General features: G+C 63.2%; 23 protein-coding genes and 4 pseudogenes. 8 read left to right on the top strand and 19 right to left on the bottom strand.

The genetic code is table 11. From position 1 onward, the window contains the following. Window positions 1–138, top strand: a pseudogene (locus tag IPF76_RS19880) (type II toxin-antitoxin system YhaV family toxin); the annotation flags it as partial. A 36-nt stretch (window positions 139–174) separates the two neighbouring features. On the opposite strand, the gene IPF76_RS19875 reads toward IPF76_RS19880, so the two are convergent. The 10 genes and pseudogenes from IPF76_RS19875 to IPF76_RS19835 all read right to left on the bottom strand — a co-directional run bounded on the left by IPF76_RS19875 (window position 175) and on the right by IPF76_RS19835 (window position 8,105). Beyond that, entirely contained in the window at window positions 175–396 is a 222-nt protein-coding gene (locus tag IPF76_RS19875) for a DUF5818 domain-containing protein (protein WP_293847366.1), read from the bottom strand. Window positions 397–523: 127 nt separating this feature from the next. After that, window positions 524–937 carry a hypothetical protein gene (locus IPF76_RS19870; RefSeq protein ID WP_293847364.1) on the bottom strand — a complete coding sequence of 138 codons (414 nt, stop codon included), beginning with the start codon at window positions 935–937 and terminating at the stop codon, window positions 524–526. Beyond that, window positions 907–1,500 carry a sigma factor-like helix-turn-helix DNA-binding protein gene (locus tag IPF76_RS19865; protein WP_293847362.1) on the bottom strand — a complete coding sequence of 198 codons (594 nt, stop codon included), beginning with the start codon at window positions 1,498–1,500 and terminating at the stop codon, window positions 907–909. The genes IPF76_RS19870 and IPF76_RS19865 overlap by 31 nt, the downstream gene beginning before the upstream one ends. Window positions 1,501–1,563: 63 nt before the next feature. Next, a complete protein-coding gene (locus tag IPF76_RS19860) occupies window positions 1,564–1,938 on the bottom strand; it encodes a hypothetical protein (RefSeq protein WP_293847360.1) in 375 nt (124 codons plus the stop codon). A 210-nt stretch (window positions 1,939–2,148) separates the two neighbouring features. Further along, window positions 2,149–2,925: a hypothetical protein gene (locus IPF76_RS19855; protein ID WP_293847358.1), complete on the bottom strand. Its 777-nt coding sequence runs from the start codon at window positions 2,923–2,925 to the stop codon at window positions 2,149–2,151. Between the two features lie 48 nt (window positions 2,926–2,973). Then, window positions 2,974–4,135: pseudogene (locus IPF76_RS19850) on the bottom strand (AAA family ATPase). Window positions 4,136–4,322: 187 nt separating this feature from the next. Continuing rightward, window positions 4,323–5,288 carry a MobF family relaxase gene (mobF, locus tag IPF76_RS19845; protein ID WP_366499749.1) on the bottom strand — a complete coding sequence of 322 codons (966 nt, stop codon included), beginning with the start codon at window positions 5,286–5,288 and terminating at the stop codon, window positions 4,323–4,325. A gap of 37 nt (window positions 5,289–5,325) precedes the next feature. Next, window positions 5,326–5,475, bottom strand: a pseudogene (locus IPF76_RS21040) (hypothetical protein); the annotation flags it as partial. 3 nt (window positions 5,476–5,478) lie between these two features. Further along, window positions 5,479–7,828, bottom strand: a pseudogene (locus tag IPF76_RS19840) (type IV secretion system DNA-binding domain-containing protein). Then, the gene (locus tag IPF76_RS19835; RefSeq protein ID WP_019054076.1) at window positions 7,815–8,105 is read right to left on the bottom strand and encodes a hypothetical protein; all 291 of its coding nucleotides are present in this window, start codon (window positions 8,103–8,105) and stop codon (window positions 7,815–7,817) included. The pseudogene IPF76_RS19840 and the gene IPF76_RS19835 overlap by 14 nt, the downstream one beginning before the upstream one ends. Before the next feature lie 283 nt (window positions 8,106–8,388). Here IPF76_RS19835 and IPF76_RS19830 point away from each other — a divergent pair, with 283 nt between their 5' ends. Continuing rightward, the gene (locus tag IPF76_RS19830; protein WP_293847356.1) at window positions 8,389–8,805 is read left to right on the top strand and encodes a hypothetical protein; all 417 of its coding nucleotides are present in this window, start codon (window positions 8,389–8,391) and stop codon (window positions 8,803–8,805) included. A 160-nt stretch (window positions 8,806–8,965) separates the two neighbouring features. Here the strand turns inward: IPF76_RS19830 and IPF76_RS19825 are convergent, their stop codons facing one another. Both IPF76_RS19825 and IPF76_RS19820 read right to left on the bottom strand, forming a co-directional pair. Then, on the bottom strand, window positions 8,966–9,277 hold the full coding sequence (locus IPF76_RS19825; protein WP_066213957.1) for a hypothetical protein: 312 nt from the start codon (window positions 9,275–9,277) through the stop codon (window positions 8,966–8,968). A 421-nt stretch (window positions 9,278–9,698) separates the two neighbouring features. Beyond that, on the bottom strand, window positions 9,699–10,742 hold the full coding sequence (locus IPF76_RS19820; RefSeq protein ID WP_066213954.1) for a DUF2493 domain-containing protein: 1,044 nt from the start codon (window positions 10,740–10,742) through the stop codon (window positions 9,699–9,701). Between the two features lie 691 nt (window positions 10,743–11,433). Between IPF76_RS19820 and IPF76_RS19815 the strand changes: the two genes are divergently transcribed. Then, window positions 11,434–11,703, top strand: coding sequence for a hypothetical protein (locus IPF76_RS19815; protein WP_066214091.1), 270 nt, complete (start codon window positions 11,434–11,436; stop codon window positions 11,701–11,703). After that, window positions 11,684–13,069, top strand: a complete 1,386-nt coding sequence (locus tag IPF76_RS19810) for a Fic family protein (protein WP_293847353.1) — start codon at window positions 11,684–11,686, stop codon at window positions 13,067–13,069. Before IPF76_RS19815 ends, IPF76_RS19810 begins: the two co-directional genes overlap by 20 nt. 129 nt (window positions 13,070–13,198) lie before the next feature. On the opposite strand, the gene IPF76_RS19805 is transcribed toward IPF76_RS19810, so the two are convergent. Then, on the bottom strand, window positions 13,199–13,594 hold the full coding sequence (locus tag IPF76_RS19805) for a hypothetical protein (RefSeq protein ID WP_231729311.1): 396 nt from the start codon (window positions 13,592–13,594) through the stop codon (window positions 13,199–13,201). A 340-nt stretch (window positions 13,595–13,934) separates the two neighbouring features. On the opposite strand from IPF76_RS19805, the gene IPF76_RS19800 reads away from it, so the two are divergent. Further along, window positions 13,935–14,249 carry an AbrB/MazE/SpoVT family DNA-binding domain-containing protein gene (locus tag IPF76_RS19800; protein ID WP_231729310.1) on the top strand — a complete coding sequence of 105 codons (315 nt, stop codon included), beginning with the start codon at window positions 13,935–13,937 and terminating at the stop codon, window positions 14,247–14,249. Next, window positions 14,236–14,625 (top strand): type II toxin-antitoxin system VapC family toxin, encoded by a 390-nt coding sequence (locus IPF76_RS19795; protein ID WP_066213946.1) that lies wholly within the window; start codon window positions 14,236–14,238, stop codon window positions 14,623–14,625. The genes IPF76_RS19800 and IPF76_RS19795 overlap by 14 nt, the downstream gene beginning before the upstream one ends. 9 nt (window positions 14,626–14,634) lie before the next feature. On the opposite strand, the gene IPF76_RS19790 is transcribed toward IPF76_RS19795, so the two are convergent. The 4 genes from IPF76_RS19790 to IPF76_RS19775 all read right to left on the bottom strand — a co-directional run bounded on the left by IPF76_RS19790 (window position 14,635) and on the right by IPF76_RS19775 (window position 16,906). Further along, on the bottom strand, window positions 14,635–15,132 hold the full coding sequence (locus tag IPF76_RS19790) for a MucR family transcriptional regulator (RefSeq protein WP_066213943.1): 498 nt from the start codon (window positions 15,130–15,132) through the stop codon (window positions 14,635–14,637). Between the two features lie 244 nt (window positions 15,133–15,376). Further along, window positions 15,377–15,631, bottom strand: coding sequence for a hypothetical protein (locus IPF76_RS19785; protein WP_066213941.1), 255 nt, complete (start codon window positions 15,629–15,631; stop codon window positions 15,377–15,379). 101 nt (window positions 15,632–15,732) lie between these two features. Beyond that, window positions 15,733–16,068 carry a single-stranded DNA-binding protein gene (locus IPF76_RS19780; protein WP_066213939.1) on the bottom strand — a complete coding sequence of 112 codons (336 nt, stop codon included), beginning with the start codon at window positions 16,066–16,068 and terminating at the stop codon, window positions 15,733–15,735. A gap of 493 nt (window positions 16,069–16,561) precedes the next feature. Continuing rightward, on the bottom strand, window positions 16,562–16,906 hold the full coding sequence (locus IPF76_RS19775) for a thermonuclease family protein (protein WP_066213936.1): 345 nt from the start codon (window positions 16,904–16,906) through the stop codon (window positions 16,562–16,564). A 401-nt stretch (window positions 16,907–17,307) separates the two neighbouring features. On the opposite strand from IPF76_RS19775, the gene IPF76_RS19770 reads away from it, so the two are divergent. Beyond that, window positions 17,308–17,496 carry a hypothetical protein gene (locus IPF76_RS19770; RefSeq protein WP_066213442.1) on the top strand — a complete coding sequence of 63 codons (189 nt, stop codon included), beginning with the start codon at window positions 17,308–17,310 and terminating at the stop codon, window positions 17,494–17,496. A gap of 171 nt (window positions 17,497–17,667) precedes the next feature. Continuing rightward, window positions 17,668–18,894 (top strand): DUF1173 domain-containing protein, encoded by a 1,227-nt coding sequence (locus IPF76_RS19765; protein ID WP_293847350.1) that lies wholly within the window; start codon window positions 17,668–17,670, stop codon window positions 18,892–18,894. A 19-nt stretch (window positions 18,895–18,913) separates the two neighbouring features. Here the strand turns inward: IPF76_RS19765 and IPF76_RS19760 are convergent, their stop codons facing one another. Both IPF76_RS19760 and IPF76_RS19755 read right to left on the bottom strand, forming a co-directional pair. Next, window positions 18,914–19,414: a hypothetical protein gene (locus tag IPF76_RS19760; protein WP_293847348.1), complete on the bottom strand. Its 501-nt coding sequence runs from the start codon at window positions 19,412–19,414 to the stop codon at window positions 18,914–18,916. Between the two features lie 88 nt (window positions 19,415–19,502). Continuing rightward, the gene (locus IPF76_RS19755) at window positions 19,503–20,015 is read right to left on the bottom strand and encodes a hypothetical protein (RefSeq protein ID WP_292949319.1); all 513 of its coding nucleotides are present in this window, start codon (window positions 20,013–20,015) and stop codon (window positions 19,503–19,505) included. Window positions 20,016–20,047: the final 32 nt, after the last annotated feature.

Below are 20,047 nucleotides of genomic sequence, written 5' to 3'. Positions count from 1 at the left end.
AACGACAGCAACACGCTGCGCACCTATGGCTAAAAGAGCGATGCCTACGCCGTTTTCAAATCCATGCTCGACAAAGGCAATCCTCCCGAAGATTGGGAGGCCCTATTGGAAGCATGCACGGAATTAGCCGCAGGCTGATCCGGGACCAACCGATATCCGACCCAAGTCCAGCTTTCAGGCGTCATTCTGCACTTCGATGTAGTCGACCTCGATCCGGTCGATATCGACGACACGACCGCGAATGCGCACCTGGCCATCCACGTTGTCAGGCACAGTGCCATCGGCAAATCCAATTCGCCAGCTGACACCTGCGTCGTCGCGCAGGATCGGCCCGCGCGGTCCACGTTCAATCGAGCCAGCAAAGGAACTGGCAGGGCGTTTGCGTGTCTGGTTCATCAGTTAGACGCTTTGATAATTGTGACGTTCGAGAAAGAATTGAAGGACTGTGACTGCGGCAATGCCCCTAGCTTACCAGCTGAAAATTGCCCAGTAGCCTCTGGGCCATACTGGTGCAGCACGGCTGTCATGCACTCCTTCCCTGCTTCCATATCCCGACAAGGCATCGGGGGCCGATGAGCAGAATGGCTGCCGAAAAGACCAGAATGATCGTCGGCGTCGGGCTTCTGAACCGATCGGGCGTTTCGGCAATCATGCCACGAAAGAACTGCTGGGAAGGACCCAACACGCCAACAACGGCCAGGACTATAAGCACGCCAAATATCCGCGTCAGCCACGGCTGACTCATCGGCGAGCAGGGCCAATCGCGGGAGTTCTCTATCTCAAAGATCACAAGGGCATTGATCATGAGGCCGACATACGCCGCGATGAAATGAAGCAGGAGTGCAGAACCGCCACCTGCCACCTTCGCCAGATTGAAGGCCAGGGTAGAATCGAAAGCGAGCGCTATCAGGTAGCAGCCGGCAAGCCAGAACAGCATCCATTCCGAAAACCGCGAATTGCGGCGGGGCCGTACATCGGGTGCGATCTCGCGTTTACGGGCGAGAGGGCTTGCGCGCCGCTGTGCCGTGGGTCTCGCTTCGAAATCGGATGAGGAACGTTCGGGAGCACGCTGTCGGCTAGGAACGCAAGGAGTTCGCGAACGTCTCTTTGCAGTTTGCTCGAAGGCCGGACTGTGCGGAAAGGGAGGTACTGTATACTGCGGCTGCGCTTGGCCATCCTGGCAGGGTCGAACCTTTTTGCATGCCAGCGGAGCTTACGCAGCGATTTCAGGTGAATTTGCCGGGCATGCTCAACGGTCGTGCCGAGTTCATTACCGATTTCCCGATAGGTATGCTCCCCAATACCGCCGATGCCATAGCGCAGCCGAATCAGCCGCTCTTCGCGGGGCTTCAAGCACAGTAACGCTGCGGCAAGAAACTCCCTGTCGGCCAGACAATCGAGCGCGCGATCGTCGCTACTGCCCACATCATCATCGTTGAGCTCGACCCGATCGGACGGTTCGAGCATGTAGACGTATCGCTTCACGACCCACTTCTCCATGTGGCCTCTGTGCATCCAGTTCGGCGCGGCCCGGTGGGAGGCGGCCCGGACCGCGCCTTCTGGTCAGACGGAGGCCTGACGGTCGATGCAGTGAATGCAGTCGGCCGCAGACGCTTCGCTGGCAGAATGGAGATGACGGACAGCGCCCTTGTCGGGACAATGGGCACAATCCGGCTGCTCGGCAGCAGGGGAGGGCCGCTTCATTGCCTTGATCCGCGCCTTGATCGCCGGGGCTGCATCTCGCATATTCACGGCTGCTTTCGCACTGGCTTCGGCGGTCAGGGCATCGGCGACGCGCTGCAGTTCCTGCCTGCGGACCGCGGCAACTGCGGCGGCAGACTCAATCACATTCTCGCCAAGGCCGACTGCCGGCTCGGCAGCGAGCGAAGGCTGGGCACCCACGGCAAGAAGCGCGAACAACAGGTATTTCAGTTTCATGGGTGGTCTCCTGGTTTCCAGAAAAAGCCGGTCCGGCGGCCGTATGAGAGGTCGCTGGTTGCAGAGTCCCCGAGCGCCGACCGGCGCACGCTCAGGGTAACGCCCCGACTGCCGCGACTGCGGTAGTGGAGGTCGCGGACATCGAGGTTGTTTCGTTCCGCCCAGTCCTGAGCGTCCCTCTCATTGGCGAATTCGCCGATTTCCTGATGGTCATAGGACATCCGTCTGGTCCTCTTCTGGATTGGCAGGGCCGGGCGCATTTGCTGGGACAGGGTTCGAAGCGGCGATTTCGGCCAGTCCGTCCGGTGATGACGGGCAGAGCGCGACGAATGCAGCGGCGAGCGCGACCGCGACCATCGCCCAGACCGCAACCGCCTGAACATCGGACCCGGGCGCAGCGAAGGCGAGCACCGCAAGCCAGATGAGCGTGGCCTGACAGCCATCGAACAGCCGGGTGGCGCGCTCCTTGGTGAAGGCGGGGATGGTCCGGCGCCTCGCGGGATCGAGTCCCAGCGACTTTTCGGGAACGGGAAGCTGCCGCCCCGGCGCCTCTGGCACCGGACCCAGCACCACATCGAGCTTGGCCCTGAGCTCCGGGCTCATGCGCAATTCGGGAACCTGGCGGGTTTCGATGGGATTGGTGTATCCGGCATCGACTTCGACCTTGCCGGTTACCTCAAGCGCGGAAGTCTTGTTGCCCGGTGTGCGGTCGAGCTGGAACTTGAGGGCCCCGAGATCATCGGTGACAACATGCATGTCATCGGTGGCGCGGGTATTGAGGACATTCTGCGTCCGCTGGGTCGCAAGGTTGCGCTGGGAAGACGAGATCACCTCGATTGCATGTGCCTTGGTCATGCCCTGCGCCATGTGGGCATTGAGCGCGTAGCCAAGATCGAGACGGCGCAGCATGGGGTCACCCACGGGCAGGGTAAGCTGCCGCTTGTCGGCAAGTTCGACCGTGACCGCGTCAGGCTTTGCCTCGATCACCCGCGCGTAAGTCGACTTGGCAATGTCGCGGCCGGCATCCTTGTCACGCTAGAACACCGTGTCGCCGTCATGGATCCGGATGGACTTCTGGTCATAGAGTCCGAGCCGGTCGAACTTGTGGTCTGGGTCGATCCGGTCGGGATCGAAACTCAGGCGTTTGCCGCTCTTCTCGAGCGTGACCTTGCCGTCCTTGCGAATGTCGAGAATCGCATATTCACCGCGGGCGAGGCCAATCTCGCGCACATCCATCCGCGCCTCGAGGACCTGGCCGCGCCGGTAGGTTGAGGCAAAGCGCAGTTCCTCGCGGCTGACATTGGCGCTCTGAAGCGTTGTGAGCGCGATGCCTTCGCCCCTCAGCGCGCCCTCCTGGAGAAGCCCTTGCTGTACGAGGCTATTGATCTGGGTCCGGTCGTCGCGCCCGGCGGTGAAAATTGCCGTCGCCTCGCGCTTCTCCGGACTCAGCGACAGCCAGAGCTCGGCGGCCCGCGCTACGTGGTGCTGACCCGCCTCGATCACCCGGCCGTGCGCCGCCAGAAGATCAAGCGCGAGGCTGGCATGGCCTTCGTTCGAGAGCCCCGCAACCGCCAGCAGGAGCGGCGAATTCCTCTGACGGATGTTCTCGTCCATCCGCACGGTCGCCTGGCCAGCGGCCTGCGAGACCGCGAACATCTTGCCTTGCTCGATCGCCGACAATTGCTGGCGGTCGCCCATGAACGGCGCCTTGGCGACATCAAGTTGCTCGGCAATTGCGGTGAGCCGCAGCATGTCGCGCGAAGAGACCATCGAGGACTCGTCGGTGATGATGACGGTATTGCGCAGCGCTGCTTTGGAGGCTTCGAAGCGCTCGCCAGATCCCTGGGCTGCCGCCGAACCATGCATGTTGATGAAACCGGCGATGGTCCAGGCCTCGATCCCGGCTTCCTTCATCTGCTCGACTGACATCGTCCCCGAAGCACCGCCGCGCAGATCGGCGACCATCTTGTTCTGAAAGGCGAGGCCGATCAGCTTGACGCCTTCGGCGCCAGCACCTTGTCCAGCGCCCAAGCAGGGTCGATTTGCCGGCGCCCGCAACGCCCTGGATGTTGAGGAACCGGTCGGTGCCCGAAAGGATCGCAACGCCGGCGGCTAGCTGACCTTCGTTCAACTGCCAGCTATCGACGCCGGCCCGCTCGAGCCCGAGTTCGCGAGCGGCCTCCTGAAGCCGGGCCATGGCGAGGTCAAGTGCCATGAAAGCGCGGCCCTGACCGGCACCGGCATCCAGGCGGACCAATATCTGCTGTTCTCGCGCCAGCGCCTCAGGCGTCGTCACCAAGTCGTAGTGACCGTCGGCGCGTTCAGACTTGCCAGGAATGAGGCGGCCGTCCCGGACAAGTTCACCGATCCGCGTGACCACGGCCTCACCCTCGAGGCCCTTGATCTGAAATCCGAGTGCGCTCTCCAGGATGGCATGGGGTGAAAATGCCGCTCCCGCTCGGAAAGGTGCCGGATAGCGGACGCGGTCGCGTGCTGGGCCTTGATGGTTTCAGCGGGGAGGAAGAGTGCGGCCGTCCCGCTGACAGCCAGCGCGCTCGGTGGACGCATGGCCGCACTGATCCGCTCGCGATCTCGGCGAAGGCCTGAGAGGCAGTTTCCCGGAGCGATGGCCTGGCCTGGTGCTGTACCCGCGCCATGGCCTCGGCGACGAGCGGCTTGCCGTCGAAGCCCAGTTCGGCGGCGCGGGTCTTCCAGCCCTCGACCAGCGCGGTGCGATCTTCGACCACAAGTTTGGGATCGCGGGTATAGAGCGTGATCTGCTTCTTGGTCGCCAGAGTGGTGGCACCGGTTTCGGCGATCTTGGCCTCGATCTCGGCAGCGCGGGTTGAAAACGCCTTGATGACCTCGCCCGGCACGCCCTTGATTTCGAAAGCGCCGTGCTTGCCGGCGGCCTCGGTCTCGTAGCCGAGCTTCTGCAACTGGGCACGGAAGGCTGCATGGTAGAACTGGCCGATCGTCGTATTGTTCTTCCAGATCTCACCGTTCCACAGTGCCTTCCAGTTGCCCTTGAGATCGCGGGTGAGGTTGGCGACCACGGCATGGATATGGCCTTGCGGATCGAGCGCGCGGCTCGTGTCATGGGCAAAGAGAGCATAGACGAGATTGCCGGTCCGCTCGGGCTCGCCATTGCGGCTGCGTTCGTAATTGCGGGCCTCGGCGAACTGCTTTTCGACAAGCTGCGCCATGGTCGAACGCACCGCGGCCAGGTGCGCATCCAGAATCCGCCGGTCGCCCGAGACCAGGGCCAGGATCGAGGCAGACTTGGGCATCGAAAAGGTAAGATCGAGGCCCAGGCGGCGCCCCCTCGACCTGCCCGACTTTATCGCCATCTGGCAGGTGTCCGTTCAAGATCGCCTCGAACGCATCCCTCTCGACCGGACCCGCCAGTCCCAGATCGCGCGCACCCTCGCCAGCCCAGACCCCGGCTTCCGCGTTCTCTTCAGCCGTGTAGTAGTTGTCGTTTGCGAAATAGTCGGCGGCGCCGCTTGAAGACCGCACTGCTGCAATGGAGTGCATGGGCTACATCTCCATTCCATCATCCGGGCCGTCAGCGAGGCCGAGACCGGGCACCTCGGGGCCATTTGGACCGCCTGCGGAGCGTTCAATCCTGCTCTCCGGTTCGAGCGCTTCGCCAAGCTCGCGCGCGGTCTGACTGGCGCGCTGTCCAGCAGTCTTGGCCTGTGCGCTTGGCTCAGGCTTGGTTGTACTTTCGGCGTCGCGGGTTTGCGCCTGCACATCGATTGGCGAACCGCCGGGACGGAATATCATCGTGTTGCCGAGACTGCCTGCGGCGAGCGGGCTGTCGCCTGGCATAGATCCGGCGGGAGGTGCAGCAACATCCGCCTGCGGCGCAGGCGTTGGCGGCCTCGGCATATCCTCATCGCGGTCGAGTTCGACTTTGGGCTCGAGCTCGTCCTTGGTCTCTCGGCCACCACCTTCTTCGTCTGCATCGTCGTCGCTGGCGGGCTTCGCGAACTCGATTGGCTCGACATTCTCGCGCAGGATGTAGCCTTCGGCGACCGCCGGGTAGTCCTTGTAGGTGAGCTTGATCCGCGCGGCATCGAAGCCCTCGGGGAATACCAGGAACCCGCGCAGCGAGGGCAGCTTCATGATGTCATCGGGGAGCACCAGAGGCTGGACTTCCGAGCGGGGGGTAATTGTCGCCGCATCGCGGATGTTGGAATAGCCGTAACTGTAGGCCTCATCCATCATGCGCACCTCGCGGTGGCCGATGTAGTCCGAACAATGCTCAGCGGTGTCGCGATCGGCGGCGGCCAAAATGAGCTTGGTGCGCGCCAGCGAAGAGAGGTTCTGCGCGCCTTCCTTGCCGTAGGTCTCCGACAATTTGGCGAAGGAATGGATGCCGAGAACGAAGGCTCCCCGAACCCCGTGCGGTCTGCAAGCCGTCCTCGATTGCAGGCAGGCGGTGCAGCGCATGGACCTCGTCGAAGAAGAACCAGGTGCGCAACGAGCGCGTGCGCGGCAGGCGCATCAGCGTGTGCACTGCCAGGTTCATCCAGAGCGAGAGCAGGGCGCGGTTGAGGACGAGTTCGTTGTGCGAGGAGGTGATGAACAGGATGCTGCCCGGCTTGTCATCGTTGCGGATCCACGTTTGAATCGAAAAGGGCTCCTTGCCCTCAGGCAGGAAGCGCAGCGCCTGGGCATTGGTGTTGAACACGGCCCGGATCGACTCTGCCATCTTGGCCGCTTCGGGCGCAGTCAGGGGATCGGCGACGGTGTTTTCGAGCATCTTGTGGACCTCCTTGAGGTCCGCCATCATCAGCCGGCTGGCGAGCGCCTGGTTGGTCGCCTGGCCATCCTTGATGAGCTTGATGCAGGTCTCGACAAACAGCGTGCGCGCAGCGAGCATCCAGAACGGCTCGGCCCCGCCGCCATCGGCCGGAAGCAGGGCAGCGGCGATACCGGTAAAATCGGCATGGTTCTTCGCCTCGCCGAACACCGACCAGGATGGGCAACGCTCATCCATCGGGTTGAGGATCACGTCGGTCTGGGGATTGTAGAACGCCTCGACGTAGGCACCGGTGAGGTCGAAGACGACGGCGCGATCGCGGCGCATACGCATCTGGGCGATCAGCGCGCGCATCTGGGTGGTCTTGCCGGTCCCGGTCGAGCCAATCATCATCGTGTGCGACTGTTCGGTACGCCAGGGGAAGGCGACCCCGGCGAGCGAATAGGCGTGGTGAATGCCGGCCGCTTTGCGCGGGGCAAGTGGCATCGCCATGACCTCGTCGAAGCTCATGTCGGGAAGCCGCTCGGCGATTTCCTGTTCGAGCGCAGCCCGGTTGTGGGCATTGATGACGCCTGCCAGCTCTGCGCCGTCGACCAGCATTGCACCGCGCTGGTGACGTTCTTCGAGGATCGACTTGCCGCGCCGCTTCGAGAAGTCGACGAACCAGATGGCGAGCGGTACGGCGAGGAACAGCGAGATGAACAGCGAGCCCCAGACCGCGCGCATCATCCGGTTCCAGGCGATGGCAACATCGGGGTGTGAGGCGACCATCGAAATCGGCGCCTGGATCACTTCGCCAGAGGGCAGGGTGAGGTTGATGACCTTGCCGGGATTGAACTCCATGAACCCCCATCCGGCGGCGTAAATCCGCATGAGAATCATCTGCACTTCGTGTTCGTGGAGACGCAGCGCGAGCGCGACCGAGAGCACGAGGAGGAAGGTGAAAAACCACACCATGAAAGGCAGGCGCGCGGAGGCAAACCACATCAGGAATTCATGGGTGATCAGCTGCGAACCGCGGGTGAAATCACCGGCATTGCGCGGCATGGTCCCGCGCGCCGAATGGTGCTGCAGCTTGCCCGGCCGAGCGCGGTCGGACCAGGTGTCAGGCCCCGCCATGGAAGGCCTCCATGCGCCGCTCGGCTTCGGTCAGAAGTTCGGTGTGCACCTCGGGGTATTCGCGCTGGACGATGAGGTCGAGCGCGAGGAAGGTATACTCGGACGAGAACTGCCGCCGGCGATCCTGCTCAGATGAACCGGAAAGGTCATCGATGAAGCGCTCGATGGCGATTCGCAGAAGCTTCGATCGGGAGATATTGCGCGAGACCGCAGCGGCATTGGCCGCCTCGGCAACGGGTCCGGGAAGCCGGACCGAAATCAGAACTGTTTCTGTCATCACCAAACCCTTCGAAAAGGGCCCGGTGGAGATTGCGCCTGGATGTTTTAGGCCATCGCCGATGGCTTGGCAAGGGAAGGGGGAGCCGGTGCCTGCCGTATTCAAATGTATTACGCGAAAAATGGCGCAATTGCTTCATCTCCAATTGTGTTCAGCGATTATCATACATTGTGATACAGGGATGCCATTGCTGTATACGCGCGCAGTTCTGCCAATTTCTCTTACTGCCGTGCAGTGTACGGTCTGCACCTTTACCCCTTGATCCGATGCAACTTGGTTCGCGTTGGATTACTGGTTTTTTCAGGATCGAGGATCGGGCCTTCAGTGCCAGTCTCTAGGCGCAGCAGGGGCAATCTATGCTTCGCAGGCGTCGGCAAATTACAGATGGTTTGAACAAGAGGACTTGCCAACAGGCTTTGGCGTTGTGATGCTTTTGCCGGGAGGTTTCAGCGCCAACCCACGAGGTATCATCATGGCCAGGAAAGGAAGTCTTGAAGCGGAACGACAGGCAATCGCAAGGGAGCGAAACGCGCTGGAAGCGCGCGAAGCGAAGCTGCGGGAAAGCGAGCAAAATGCCATGGCCGAACTGCTGAGAAAATCGGCACTCGGCAAGGCACCGTTCGAGCGGGTTGAAGGCTTCTTCGCCGCACTCGGAAAGCTCGGCCTGGACGAAGCGGAAAAGCGCTTGGCGAAAAGCTGAAACCGGTCTCGCGAGAGACCAGCGCAGCCGGGGTTCCCAAAATTACTGCCTGCATCCGCAGGCAGTCGAGGGGGCCCCGGCTGCGCTTTATGGACCGGAGCAAAAAAGGGGCCGGAGAGCCCCTGACGAGCCCTCCGGCGCCGTTCGAAGTTTCTGCATGTCAGAACGGGCAGTCCGCGTCCCATTCGGGATCCATCACCACGCTCATGAAGCTCGCGGCGCGGGCGATGTTCGCCTCGTCGAAATCGTCTGCCATCATGCCCGGCACCGTATGGACGATCCGGTCGATCAGGTGCTGGGGCAGCGCATTATAGTCGCCCTCGTCGATAGCGACGAAGCAGCCCTCGTCGTCCTCGATAACGTGCTGGTCGAAGAAGCTGTGCTGGGCCCGGACGGTGGCGGCGCGCAGTGCGGCGTCATAGCTGATGGGATCGAAAGCCGGGATGTCGAGTGCGGTCGTAAGAGCGTTCATGGGAAGCCTCCTGTCAAAATCATTGAAGAGGCCTCCGAAAAGATGACCGAGCTTGGCCCGGGTCAGGAACGGGCCGCCCGCGGCCCGCCGCGAAGCGGGGGTGGGGGAGCCGATTTTTTCGCATTCTTCATGCGGAAAAATTGGGGGAACCGCCCTTCTTGACGCGGGACAATGGCGGTCATCATGCTTGGAATTCTGCGAGAGTTTTAACCCCTGTTGGTCCGCACCGCCGGTGGGTCCAAGTGCTGGCCTGCCGCCCGGCCGATGCGAAGGCTGGGAAGCGGGCAGGCCGACAGGCCGTCACCCGGGGCCCAGCGAGCGAGCCGGGTCAGACCAGGGGCGTTCCAATCGACAAAAAAGAAGGGCATCCGGCGGTTAGACCGGACACCCTTCGGTAAAGTCGGATCACGTTGTCTCCCGCTCAAAACGGCGGGAGATCGTCACCATTGACCGTGCGCTTTGCACCGCCGCGTTCTGCCTGAGCCGGTGCTTTTGACCGGGCTGGGGGAGCCTCGTTCTGGGCACCGGCCTCGCGCACAATGTGCATCGGCACGCGCGCCTCGCGCAGCCGGTCAGCGAGGTTCGCCTGGATGCCGCCGCCGCTGCACACCACCGCCTCGACCGGCTTGAAGCTGAGCATGCGCGCATTGCGTTGGTAGGGCGCCGAAGGACCCCGCGAGGCATCGGGCTTGCACAGGATGACGGGGACGTTCTTGCTTGATGCCCAGGCCGCCGCGATCACGTCAGCGCCCTTGTTCTGTGCGGTCGTTGCCAGCACCATCGAGGGGATGCGCGTCCGGATTGCGTTGAGGTAGTCTTCAACCTGAGCAATGTCGGTGAACTGCTGCCCGCCCGAGAACACCACAACCGGGCCCGTGGGCGCAAACTGTTCGCGCCGCTGCGCCTTTTGTGCTGCAAGGTAATCGCGCGCCTCGATCATCGAGGCATTGGTCTTGGACGACACCCGCGAGCCGCGCACTGGTGAGAAGGGACGACCGGTCTCCACGAGGTAGATCTTCGCGGCATGGTCGCGCATGCATTCCATCGCGTCGCGGCACTCGGCGAGGCTGCGGGCCTGCATGGTGAGGTCTTCCAGATCGGTCGCATAGACTTCGCTCGGATCGTATTCGCGCAGCTTTTCCTGCAGCCGGTTCGCCATCGAATCCTCTCTGTTGTCGAGGCGCTTGGCGACCACGTGGAAGCTGTTGGCAATGCCCCAGGCGACCTCGCTTGCCATGTCCTCCATCCGGGTGTCGCGGAACAGGTCGAACACCGTTGCGAGCATCATCTCGATTGCCGCCTGCGCCACTTCGGGGTCGGGCATTTCGGCAGCGCTCGGTTCATGCTCGATCGAGAGCTTGGCCAGCTCGGTCTGCTCCATGAATGCGGCAGCATAGTCGGGAGTGGCAATTTCCCGCGCATAGTGTTCGGCAAGGTCGGCGAAGTTCGAGAAACGGTCCGTCATGATAACCTCCAAAAGGAATTGTCTCTCATCACGCTGATGAAAGATGCCCATCGGAGGGACGCCGGAGTCAGGCAGTCAGGGACGGCGGCGCGCACGCGCTGCCGCCGCGAGCAGCGGGCGTGGGGGGAGCCGATTTTTGCTCGCAAGGCGGTAGCCGCAGCAGGCCAAAATCGGGGGGCACCCGCGATCCTTGACGGCCGCCAATCTCCCAGGCGTCATGCTATGGCGATGCTGATTTCGCTCAGCCAACGAGATGAGAGAGAGATTTAGGTTTTGCCCCCGAACCCCCGAGCCTGAAAGGATTGGGGGCGTTCGGGGTTAACCGCAAAACGCCGCCCTGCTGTGGTTCTTCCGCGATCCCGCAAAACCCCCCGCCGCGGCGCGTATCGCGCCCGCGCGGGGCACGAGGGAGCGCTCTGGCCAGCGCCGACGACGGCGCGGCCAGCCTGACGGGAATGGACCCCTTGCCGGAGCAAGTCCGTCGTCCCGTGAAACCCGTGCTTGTCGCGGGGCGCGGGACGGCGACGGAGCCGGAGGCAAGAGTGCCGGCGGCCCAGGGCAGGAAACTCCGCACCCGCAGGAGCGCGCACAAAGGGCGCGCGGGACCGAGTGCGCCATTCTTGACAGGGCCGCTCAATCTGAAATGGCTGCCGTGGGCAGCATAATCGCATCGCTGGAGGGAAGTACCGCCATGGAGTTCGACGACCAGATGCGGCGCTTTTTCGGGACCGATGATCTCGGAGCGGTTTCGTCCGAAGGGCTGGCCAGCGGGATAGAGCGCATGCTGGTCGAGTTCGGTCTCGAGACAGACAAGGGACGCAGGTTCGCTATGTGGTCGCTGCTCTACATGCTGGGTTCGGCGCCGGACCTCGATGTGGCGTTCAAGGACCCTCGCGACCGCGAAGCGGCGCGGACATTCATGGATCTGCTCGATCAGGCCAATGCCGGCGAGCTCGGCTGATCGCATGCCGTTCAGGCAAAACCGGAACCTCGACGAGGATCCCGAACGGCTCGTGCGCCGAAACTGGTATACCTTGATCGCGTCCTATTACCCAGATGCAATCATTGCCGACCGGACTGCACTGGAGAGCAAGCCGGCCGAAGATGGGTCGGTCTTTCTGATTTCGGCAAAGCGGCGCGACACCGAACTTCCGGGACTGGTATTGCGACCGCGGCCAGGACCCGGCGCGCTGGACAGCGACCGCGTTTTCGGAGGCGCGCGCCTCGCTTCGACAGCGCGTGCCTATCTCGAAAACTTGCGGCCTTCGAGAGGTCGTAAAGACCGCACATCGCGAGTGATCGAACGCGGAGAGTTGGAAAGACGGCTCGATGCGATGATCCGCCAGCAAGGGGAGGCGGGGGTCAATCGACTGCGCGACGACGCGCGCAGGATCGCGCCCGAGCTCGGTTACGAGGCCGAAGCGGACGAACTTGATAACCTGATCGGATCGTTGCTCGGGACGCGCGAAGCGGAAATGCAGAGCGAGATTGGCAAGGCACGGCTTGCCGGGCATCCATTCGATCCGGATCGCATCAGGCTATTTGAGGGGCTGTTTGCGGCGCTTCGCGAAACCATGGTGGAGATGCGCCCGGTTCCGCCCCGGACCGCCGAGGCCAATGCGACACTGGCGTTCTTTGAATCGTACTTTTCGAACTTCATCGAAGGTACCGAGTTCAGCGTGGAGGAAGCGGCACAGATTGTCTTCGACGGGGTCATTCCGAACGAGAGGCCAGAAGACGCCCACGACGTGCTCGGAACTTTCCGCATTGTTTCCGACCTGCAGCAATTGAAAGCTCTGCCGTCCGATTTTGGCGGCTTCCGCGACTTGCTACGAAGGCGTCACGCTTCGGTCATGGAGGCACGGCCCGACAAGCTGCCCGGCGCATTCAAGGAACGGGGAAACCAGGCCGGGGCTACCGTATTCGTGCATCCCGACCTCGTCGACGGAACCCTCGAGCGAGGTTTTGAATTTCTGAATGCGCTCGACGATCCGTTCCAGCGCGCGGTTTTCATGATGACACTGGTAAGCGAAGTTCACCCGTTCGCTGACGGCAACGGCCGCGTGGCGCGCATCATGATGAACGCTGAACTTGTTGCCCGTGATCAGGAGCGGATCATCATTCCGACAGCATACCGGACGGACTATCTCTCAGCGCTCAAGGCATTCTCGCACAACGGACAGACAGCTCCGCTGATCCGGATGCTCGATGTCGCGCAAGGCTATACGCACAGCATCGACTGGAGCACACTTGCCAGTGCGAGGTCTGCCCTGATGGCAACCAATGCATTTGCCGAAGGCGAGGACGCAAAGCTGCGGCTTCGCTAGTTCAGTTTATCCCACAGATCGGCGCAAGCCGGAAAATGTGGGATAAATCGGTCGTCGGTGGGCCGAGTGACATCTCTACTTGGCGGCGAAATCGAAGATTGATAATAATGATTATGTTAAATCAACAAGTTAGGCCGCGAACAGCTCGCCCTGACATCTTGCTGAGGATGGAATAACGCTCTGCGTTGCCGCAATCTTCCCAAGCGCCCTGAGAACGACAGGCCGAACCACATAGACCGCATGACGCCCACCGCCGCGGTTCTCGTGATTGGTGGCATAACCCGCATAGTGGCGCGTCACGAGCCCGGCACGCACAAGGTCCGAGATCGCCCGGCTGACATTGGCACGGCCAACGGCCAGGACCTGCTCTTCGACCGCGTGATCGACACGTGCTGTATCGGCGTCAGGATCGCCGGTCAGCTGGTGCTGAAGCGAGATCGTTACGCGGGCCCTCAGGCCTGCGCGGCGCACGCTTTGCTCGCTCATGGGAAGAAGCTGGGTGCATAGCCAGTCGCGTAGCAGCATCGGGGCTTCTCCTCGGCCGACGAGCGGACCGGCACGGCCACGGGCGTCGGCTGCTTCAGCCACGAGCTGGAGGACAAGGAAGGCATATCGCGGGCGTTTCGATGCCGCAGCCAACGCTGCATAGATGGCTCCCACGCCGGAAATGTGTGTTTGGTCCTGCATGGATCAGTTTTGAGCACAAAAGGTGAATCTTGTGAATCCCCTTTCGCGTGCCTCGTACGGTTTGTCAGTTCTGACACTCTACCCGCCGGGTAAAGTGTCACAAACGACAGAACCGGCACAATCGCACAATATGAGAAGCAGCGATGGCTGTTCTCAGCATGGGCTTGCCAAGGATCGGATGCGCGGCTATCTTACTTTCATCTTACCGCTGGAGATCGAGATGGGTATGCAGGAGCGGATCACGACGGTGATCTCGACAAAGGGGCAGGTTATCCTGCCCAAGGCTATCCGCGAAGGGCGACACTGGTCTGCAGGCACCCGGCTGACCGTGGAAGACACGCCCGATGGGGTGCTCCTCAGAGCTACCCCGGCCTTTCCCGAAACCGTGATCGATGCGGTTTTCGGCTCCATGCGCCACAGTGGTCCCGCGCTGTCGCTCGAGGAGATGGATGCAGCTATCGCGAAGGAAGCAAAGCGCCGTGCGCGCGATTGATACCAATATCGTCGTCAGGTTTCTGACCGCCGACGATGAAAAGCAGGCCAAAGCGGCGCGCAAGGTCATCAAGGAAGGCGACGTATTCGTTGCAACGACCGTCGTGCTCGAGATCGAATGGGTCCTGCGCGCCGGTTACAATTTCACGCCCGCGGCTATTGCCGACGGACTCCGCGCGATCGGTGGTCTTCCAGGTATCACACTGGAGGAGCCGGTCGAAGTTGCCCAGGCGCTCGACTGGCTAGGCGAAGGGATGGACTTTGCCGATGCGTTGCATCTGGCCAAGGCCGGGCATTGCAGCGCTTTCGTGACCTTCGATCGAAAGCTCGCAAAGCGGGCGAAGGGGCTTGCCCCCGTGCCAGTCGAGGTTCCCTGAACTGAATACTCAGGAACCGTCCAGCACCCCTCCCGAAACCACACCTTGCGAGCCGAAGGCGACCCCAAGCTTCTTGCGTGTTCGCTTCAGCTTGGCGGGTGCAACCACAGCCACTTGACGCGGTTTGCGTCCGAGACCGATCTTGAGAGCAAGTTCCTTGCGGCGAGCGGCATAGTCCGGCGCTACCATTGGATAGTCAGCAGCGAGGTTCCAGCGGGCGCGGTATTCGGCCGGAGTCATGCCATGATCGGTGCTGAGATGGTGCTTGAGCATCTTGAACTTCGCGCCGCAATCAAGGCAGGTAACCGCATCGGGTTTGACTGATGCGCGCACCGACACGGCGGGCGTACGGACTTCCTCGGTCGGCTCGGGCACCTGACCAAGCGAAGCCAGCGAAGCGTAGACCGACTGGATCAGGCCTGGCAGATCACCCGCCGCGACCGAATTGTTGCTGACGTGGGCTGAAACAATATCGGCGACATGATCCAGGAGCATTTCATCGGCCATTGCGTGCGGTCTTTCTCTAATTGGCGATGGCGGACCCTATGGGCCGCGGCCGCCAAATGCCAGTGCCGTTGGCTTGCGCTCCAGATCGACATGCGCAAAAAAATGGGGCCAGCTTGCGCCGGCCCCTTGGAAAGTTTTGGGAGAGGATGCCTGAAAGGCACTCCTGATATGGGGTGACGCCTTAAATGCTGCAAATGCGAAATAAGGTCCGGCAGTTGAATTTTGTGCAACGCGGCATCCACCTTCACCCCGGCGGTCGGTAGCGCGGGGTCGGATCGGCAAACCGGCGCGGATGAGCGAGTTCGGTGCGGGCGACACGGAACGTGTAGCCATCCCATTCGCGCCAGGGATGGTAGCGGCCTGCCTCATCGAGGCGGCCATAACAGACCCGCGCGAGGACGGTTGGACAGGCAGGATCGTCTTCAAGCAGCGCCACCGTGAAGGTGCCGCCCATGCCGCTCGGCGTATCCCACACCGGCGTTTCGGCAGTGATCGTCATGGGGAATTCCTGTCTTTGTGAGAAATCGGGGGTGCAACGATCCGGCAGGGATTGGCCTCACCCCCCGTTGGGAGGCGGCGCTGCCGCCTCCCGGGCTCCGGTCAGAGGAAGAGGACTTCCTCGGCGACGATCTCGACCGCGTAGCGTTCGACGCCCTCGCGGTCGGTCCACTTCGAGTAGTGGAGGCGGCCCTGGACCTCGACCATGTCGCCCTTCTTCTTGTGCTTGGCGACCGAAGTGCCGAGGCCGTTGAAAGCGGTGACGCGGTGGAACTCAGCGAGGGTCTCGGTGTAGCCGGCCTCGTTCTTGACCGTCTTGCCATCGACCAGCTTGGGGCGGTCGGTGACAAGGGTGAAGGAGGTAATCGCGGTTTCACCGGCGTGACGGGTTTCGGGTTGGCTAGCGATGCGGCCGATCAGGATGACGAGGTTCTTCATGGGGTTTCTCCGTGGCTTGAATTCGGCGGAACCGCCCGCCGATGAAGACCACAGGCAGGGCCAAAGGCCCGGGCCCGCACCGAACGCCAAAAATCAAACGGGCGTGAGGGAAACCCAAAAGCGAGGAGTGGTGCGGCAAGCCCGCAGGGCTTCACGGTCCGCTGCTTTTGGGTTGCGGCCAGGGACTGGCGCTGCAGGGTTCATCGGCAAACGAAGGGCGGTTTCGTCAGTTCAGGCCGCAGGTTCCCAGGCGTTCCTACCCGTCTGCCTTGGTTGCATCCCGTCAGGGCACCCCGGCACCACGCCGGTGTCCATGCGCACCCTCCCCTCGAAGCGGTACTCCCGCCTGCGCATGTCCGGGCAAGTCAGAACGAGATCGCACGAGAAACCTCGATTTCTCTCCGCTTACCGCAACGGCCTTGTGCGTCAGCACCTGCACGAAGAGCGGGCTGATCCGGAAATTTCAGAGTGCCACCGCGTGCGAATGGGCGCGTCAGCGCCAGGGCTTCGCGAGGCCCTGCGCGATCAGGTAGTCGCCGGCGTCCACGCCGTTCACCGAGATTGTGGCAAGCGTCCGCCCATAGGGATCGGTGCCAAGCCGCGTGATCATGACCCGACCGCGCGAGACAAGCCGGACGAGCGCCACGCGCGCCGCCTCGCCTGCCCGGTAATCGCACCAGGCATAGGACACCCGGCGATCCTGGCACTTGGGACTGCCCGGCAGTTCAGGCGCGTCGATGTTGGCGACGCGCACCCGCTCGCGGCCGCAGCGGATGGTGTCGCCGTCATGGACGGTCACGGAAACGCACAAGGCTGCAGCGGCAAGAACGACAGGCATCGACAATCCCTAGCGCGGCCGCTCTGTCGAACCAAGCCCTCCCCTCTTCCCGACTGGCCCCGATCGTCACCCGAAGGGCCGGCATTCTTGCCGGCGAGGTTGGGCGGGCGGCGGCGCGAGAGCGCCGACCGCGCGCCCTAGCGAGTAGAGCGGGTCGCCCCAAGCCCCGCGCGGGGCGCGGGCGTAGGGGTGCCCCCGCCCTCTCCCCTGCCCTTTGCCTCCCAACACCCCAACCACCTTTAGCCCAATACCGATGTGCGATTGTCGCCCGCATGGCGGGCCCACCGCGTCAGTGGATTGCAGCAATGCTCGACCAGCGGCTCTAGAAAGGCTATTGGGGGCCGTTCTGGAAGCGCCCGCAGGGGCAGTGTTTCCATGCGACTGGCAAGGGAGAATCGCGAATGGATCAGGAGGTCCAGATGCCGAGCGCGCGCATGGTCGCTGAGGCCATGGCGACAGTACTGGCAGGCAAGCTCGCCGATCAGGCCGCGAGCGAGATCGTGCTGAGCCGCGAAGAAGCCGCACTGTGCCTCGGGCTTGCCGAGGGAATTGCCGAGAGCCTCGCGCACGAGGCGGGCCAAGCGGACTGACCAAGCGAATCTGGCGGTAGGTTACGCTCTGCGCCGCCGGCCTTGCCGGGGGTCACGGGCAAGGATAGACTTGGCCCAGCGCGCGCCATGCGGGCCGCGTCAGACAAACCAAAGGAGAATGCGCGAGAGGTCGAACGGGCAGCGTCGATCGCGAGAAATTGGAGATCCCCAATGATCCAGCGATACCGTGTGCTCGGGAAGGTCGTCACCGGCGGCCAGGATGACCTGCAGGCTGTGCTCGGCGCAGCCTATGCGCGCAAGGAGCGGGTGCTCTGCGAATGCCGCAGGCACGAAGAGCTGCCGCTCTATATCAGCCACCGCCATGATCGCTACGTGCTGGCGCGCTGGCCAGGTTCGGGCGCACGTCATGCGACGGCCTGCGACCATTACGAGGCTCCGGACTTCCTGACCGGCATGGCCCAGGTCCGGGGAAATGCCGTGATCGACGACGAGGCTTCCGGCGAAACGACGCTCAAGCTCGCCTTTCCGCTGTCACGCGGTGCGGCGCGGCTCGCGCCAGCGGCGCTCACCAACGACAAACCGACGGTCAAGTCCACAGGCCAGAAGCTGTCGATGCGGGGGCTGCTCCATGTCCTGTGGGACCGGGCCGAACTGACGCACTGGCATCCCAAGATGGCGGGCAAGCGCAGCTGGTTCGTGGTGCGCCGCGCGCTGCTCGAAGCCGCGGCCAGCTGCAAGGTCAAGCAGGAAGCTCTGTCCCATGTCCTGTTCGTGCCCGAGACGTTCCGGCTCGAGGACAAGGAGGACCTGCGCGCGCGCCGCCGGGCGGCGCTTGAGCGCGTCTACCGTTCGCGTGACGAGTTGATGGTGGTGGTGGGAGAGATCAAGGAAATCGCCCCGGCGCACGGCGCGGAGCGCATCGTACTTCGTCACGTCGGCGACATGCCGTTCGTCATGGACCCCGACATGGCGCGCCGCTTCCACAAGCGGTTCGCGGGCGAGCTGGCGCTGTGGCAGGCACAAGGGAACCAGGGCCACCTCGTCGTTGCCGGCTCGTTCGCGCGGCGCAGGCAAGGGACATTCGACCTGATCGAAGTGGCGCTGATGCCGGTGACCGGCGAATGGCTGCCCTACGAAAGCAGCGACGAACAGTACCTCATTGCCAAGACGGTCGCTGAGAAGCGCCGGTTCGTGAAGGGTATGCGGGTCAACCTCGATGCCAGCGCGCCGATCGCCAGCCTGGTGCTCAAGGACACCGGCGAGGATGCAACCGCGATCCATATCCATGATGGCGATACTGAGGCCAGCGAACCGCTCGAGGCGCTGCTCGCCTGCGAGGGCGTAACGCACATGGTGTGGAAGGAAGGCGAGCCGCTGCCGCCGCGTGGTCCCCGGCGCCGAACCGGCGACACCCCTCCGGACCGCGCCGCCGCGTGAGTGGGCACGCACCCAGGCGTCAACCGCCGTTCGGCAAGGGCTTTGTCGGTAGCAGGTCGATCCGGCGCACAGCGCCGGGTTCGGAGCGGAGCGCGGCAAGGCGCGTCTCGACCGAGGCCGCGTCCTCGGTGATCTCGATGCGATTGAGCCCGATCAGCGTCCAGACCTTGTGCTCGGGACGCGCGGCGGTGTGGGCCGCGTAGGCGAGCGGCAGCTTGTCGGGGTAAAGCCAGAGGAGAAGCACCGGCACGGCGGAAAGGTTAGGCCTGCCCTCGACATCAGTGACCGACAGCAGGTTGGTCACGGGATCATAGCGGCAGTCGATCCCGAGCGGCACGGGGTGGCCGATGATCCCGAGCAGCGCCTCGCGCGCGTTTGCGCCGAAGGTCGCGTCCAGTTCCGGCCCCGGTTTGGCATCCGGGTCGGTTTCAAGCTGTGCCAGGAAGATGAGCACGGCGAACAGCCGGGCAGCATCGTCGCGCGTGCAGGGAATATCGAGGGCGAGGTGGATTGCGGACATGGGAGTTCCTTCGCGGGAAGCGCACAGCCGCCCCAGACTGGCGCTGCCCAGCGCAGCTGCGTCGGGGACCGGAACGGCAGGGCAATGCTCAGAGTGAGAGGTGGCGTTCGACGTGCGCACGCTCGCGCGGACGCTGGAAATTGTAGACGGGAACGCCGTGGGCAGCGGCGATGCGGATTGCCTGACCGGTCCCGCCCGAGGCTTCGCCATCGGCGGTCCAGCACAGGACGAAGTCGGCGGGCGCATTGAGCTCAGGCCCCAGCACCTGGAACACGTTCCGGGTGTGCAAGGCCTGGATGAAAGGATCGAGTCCGGCGAAAGCGGGGTGCGCCGCGGCAGCAATGGCCCGTGCGCGCTGCCACAGCTCCGGCGGCAATGCGTCCGGGTGGAACTGGCTCGCCGAGCCCCGCCAGCCCGGCGCAGGCAGGAAGATCTGCTTGTCCTCCCCCGCCCCGCGTTCAAACGCGCTGTCGGCGCCGATTGCATGGCCGGAGCGCAGGAGGTAGCCGCGTTTGAGCAGGGCGAAGGCAGCGCGCGTCATCAGCGCGAGCACTTCGGGCGGGGTGCGGCGTGCACCGATTCCGGTGTAAAAGCGGGGCATGGCAGGTCTCCTTGTTCGCCTGCCCGCCGTGT

It is taken from the genome of Sphingopyxis sp., from assembly GCF_016704835.1.
GTDB lineage: Bacteria > Pseudomonadota > Alphaproteobacteria > Sphingomonadales > Sphingomonadaceae > Sphingopyxis.
The sequence above is the reverse complement of the archived record's forward strand: the minus strand, read 5'-3'. Positions and strand labels throughout refer to the sequence as shown.